Raw genomic sequence first — 3,767 nt, forward strand, 5'->3', positions numbered from 1 at the left:
GGGGGGGGGGGGGGCTGCTCTTTGTGGGCACTTGTGCTGAGGTGTAGGAGTGGGGTGAAGGTAGTGCGGTCGTTGTGGAACCTGGATGTTTCCTGAAAGGAAGGTAACGGCAAGATAAACAGTTGCTATATGTATAGGTAAATCGTTGTATCTGAAGGTGCATCAAACGATACGATACGTATGATTGTTGCGTACGTTTATAATTCACTATTTCGAGAGGATGAGACCATAGACGCTCAGTACAACCTATCCAAGACACCAGTGGCGCCATCTGAGACGCTGGATTACATGGAAGAGGACCCAAGCTCTTCCCACATGAGCGCTGATGCTATCCCGGTAGGGAGTCGGCCCATCATTAGGTATGAGCATTGCGGGGCTGTACTCAAGCACTGGAAGCAGGATGGGCACAATGTGAACGTGTACATCCCGACCAAAGACCTCAAAGGCCTTAAAGACCGTGGCTTGCTAGGAGCCTGGTGGGTTGATGGCAGTGTCCTGCCCAAGACAAAGACGTTTCGGTGTAGTGTGCTCAGCTGTACCCGCCCCAAATGTATCAAACAGACGCAACCGAAGTTATCAGCGGCGGTCACTCGAGTGGTGCGAGCTAAAGGTCCGTATAGCCTGATGCTGACCATCCCCCGGCTGACTGACGGGGAGGTAAAAATCGCGTTCAAGGTTGCTGAAAATGTGGCAAAGCACCTTCATGGTCTTGACGGTGTTAGCTGCTGGGGAACCTGGGCAGTGGTCGAGTGTCATCAATCTGGGGTCACTCAGAAGGCGGCTCAGCAAGCCATCAGAAGAGGGAAGCGGAAAGGGTATCCCTACCACGTGCACGCGATTATTCCCGTATCGCTGGACTCTTGTGACAGCGTTGCGCTTAACGTTGAAGCGAATACTTATCTGCGGGCTCAAGCGGATCAGCTGATTTACGGTGGTAGCTTGCCCGGTAGCTTACCGATGGTAGATGCGGAACAGGAAATTGCTGCCATCGCTCACGGGCAGCAGGAGGAATCTGCACCGTATGCTTCCATCATTCACGTGGATGATTTGGCTCAGCAGCTTGGCAAAGACGATTATCTGTATGACTATCAGACTAAGGGTATGGTGCCTGAAAAAGGCCGTAGGTCAGATAATTCGGCGGCGCGTTTCAAGCGGCACCTTGAGGTGAATCGTCTTCTGGGAGGCAACACCCCGTGGTATCGAGCGTCCACCGTGCAGAAGGGTAATAAGTCCTTCTTTGACGTTGGCGACTTCCTGGACTCTGAGGACTCGAAATACCGCGGGCTGGTGCACGATAATAATAAGCGCCGCCAGATGCGTTTCGTAGTGTCTGCCTCATACGAGGGAATTACCGCTGAGTATAAGGTGACAGGCCGAGATTTTCACCGCTACCCAACGTTGTCAGCGGAGCAAGCCCGAGAGGCGATTTATAAGCAGGAGCATCAGCGCCTACTAGATCAGTGCATTGCCGAATACCATAGGCGTCAGGGGTTTCCTGCTCCATAAGTAAGGTACTTTTTCTCACCCCCCATTTTGTTGGTGCATGCTGACGGTGAAGGGGGCTGTCACCGCTTGTGCTTGCTTCGGGGGGGGGGCTACACCTGGGCTTGCCGCCAGTTGGCGAGCGCTCAGAGGGTAGAAGAGGAGGGGCTGCTGGACTCTACATATACATCATGAGTCCAGCAGCCCCCTTTTTATTGTTGTGGCCCCTGCCCTGTACCTATGTCCTTGATGATGCGGATGGCACAGGGACGAGCAGATGAATTTTTAGGGATCGATTCTGTCGAAAATTACAAATTCGCGTGGCGAGCGTTGACGTTACTGCGTGCATGTTCGAGGACCTCGTCGTAGTGCTCTGGGGACTGCTTCATGTAGTCCAGTGCTGAGAGGCCGTCGTACATAAGTGACCGGCTACGCAACCATAGAGCAGTTTCCCATTCATTGAACCCTCCGTTCAGGAGAGTCTGGATAATCTTTTGGATGGACGGGTCAACTGCCCCGTTGGCGAACTGGAACGCGGGGTAGCCGTTACGACCTTTACCGTCTTTAAGACGCAGAATCGAGTTGTTGTTGATGCGGTCATTAAGTGCCTGTCGGGTGATACCACCGAGGTACTGGCAGATGGCTGCGGTGGTGTGCAGGTCACCGATGATAGATAGTGCGGTCTGGGGCTCCTTATAGGTCTTAGCGTGCTTTTGGATGGCCACTCGGATGGCGAAGGACAGGGCGTGCGCACTACTTTCGGTAGTGTCGATGGCCTCGTCAGCGATGAGCGATTCGATCAGCTCTTGAGCTGGTCCGAGGGTGTAATTCAGGAAATCATTTTTTTCCATAATTTTATAAATACCTTTCGTTTGAGTGCTTCAATTTGGTGCGGAGCCTTCCTGAGCAAGGGGCGGGCACCGTACCGAAGCATCCCACTCCCACAATAAACAATGTAAAGCCTAACTGTAAAGCAAGGCTGTCATATGTAGTTGTGGGGAGGGGCCCTCATCCTTACCCTTCCCCCTTCAATCTCAGGGAAAGGGTAAGGATGAGGGGATGATTACGCCGTAAGGCAACGCCTCTAGGTCAGAGGCATAGTAGCGTGTAGGGCATCACTAAAATCGCTGACGAGGCTAGGCGTACCCTGCACCTCTTCAAGCTCCTCAGTTTCCTCGAAGAGTGCAGGCAGGCCCATACCCTGAGCCTGGCACTCGCGATATACGACAAGCGCGTCGCGAGATTCCTCGACCTCAAAGTCGCCCTCATAGATGCCTGCAGGACCAAAAATGTAAACATTCACGGTGTCCTCTAGGGTTGAGGTGGAGATAATGCCGTCAAACCCAAGCTCGCGGGCAGCCTCAGCCCACGCCTGGGTCATCCGGTACCCCCAATCCCTATGTCGCACATCACTCATACATTTAGCGCAGTAGCCAGGACCGTCTGTGCGCACATCCAGCAGGCGCAGTCGACGCTTGAGTCGTAGTGTGGATACCTTCACACCCTCCAGGAGAGAGCTGGGCGCGAATTCTTCCTTGGCATAAGTGTCGAGTAGCTCTCGGATAGCCGCCACAGGCGAAGCGCCGGTGTTACATGTGCCCTGCCCCTTAGAGCCCGGCAGGTTATACCGTCCGCCAGCGTAGTCATCATAGCCAGCATCCTCGGGAGTCCACGCAGACGAATAAAAAAGTGGATTGCGCAACGTCGTACCGTCAGAATCATAGGTGCTGTGCATCCTATGGAGCACCGGGAAGTCAGTGCCGGGCCCCACCAGTACGCATTTGTACTGGCTCAGCGAGGCACCCGCACTCGGTGGAACGACTAGTGGCTCGGTGTGGTTTCCGCATGTAATCATAAAATGTTCTTTCTGGCCCCGTAGAGCCGTATAAGCCGTCGTATACATGTAATTAGGACGGTCGCTTTTTACGGACATTAATTATTTTACCTTTATATACTCAATGTGATGCTGTCGTTCGTCATCAATTTGTCATTGACCCTTGAATTTTCGCCATTGGATTAAAAGTGGGTGAAATTCCAGTCATTCTTTCAGATTGGATACCTGAAGCTTTATGGGTTGAGAACAAGGACCTGACTGCATCTCTAGATGGATAAGAATGGTGACTGGCAAGCAGAAACGACAAGGATAGATTCCCTTAGCTGCCCCTTCGACCAATGGTCAATGAATTCATTTAGGTCGTGACTCTCAAAAGGGAAGAAAGCACTGCAATAAAGTTCTGGGAAACACCAAATGGTGGCCCAAGAAATACCCCAAGAAATACCCCAAG

The 3,767-nt window shown here is 52.5% G+C and carries 3 protein-coding genes; 1 reads left to right on the forward strand and 2 read right to left on the reverse strand.

Annotation, left to right across the window (positions count from 1 at the left end):
• Window positions 1-624: 624 nt before the first annotated feature.
• Window positions 625-1,506: a hypothetical protein gene (locus tag HMPREF2605_RS00060; protein WP_141762252.1), complete on the forward strand. Its 882-nt coding sequence runs from the start codon at window positions 625-627 to the stop codon at window positions 1,504-1,506.
• A gap of 284 nt (window positions 1,507-1,790) precedes the next feature.
• On the opposite strand, the gene HMPREF2605_RS00065 is transcribed toward HMPREF2605_RS00060, so the two are convergent.
• Window positions 1,791-2,333: a hypothetical protein gene (locus tag HMPREF2605_RS00065; RefSeq protein ID WP_070846602.1), complete on the reverse strand. Its 543-nt coding sequence runs from the start codon at window positions 2,331-2,333 to the stop codon at window positions 1,791-1,793.
• Window positions 2,334-2,566: 233 nt separating this feature from the next.
• Window positions 2,567-3,337 (reverse strand): RES family NAD+ phosphorylase, encoded by a 771-nt coding sequence (locus HMPREF2605_RS00070; RefSeq protein WP_070846603.1) that lies wholly within the window; start codon window positions 3,335-3,337, stop codon window positions 2,567-2,569.
• Window positions 3,338-3,767 lie beyond the last annotated feature (430 nt).

This window comes from Rothia sp. HMSC065C03, assembly GCF_001837295.1.
In the GTDB taxonomy this organism is placed as follows: Bacteria; Actinomycetota; Actinomycetes; order Actinomycetales; family Micrococcaceae; genus Rothia.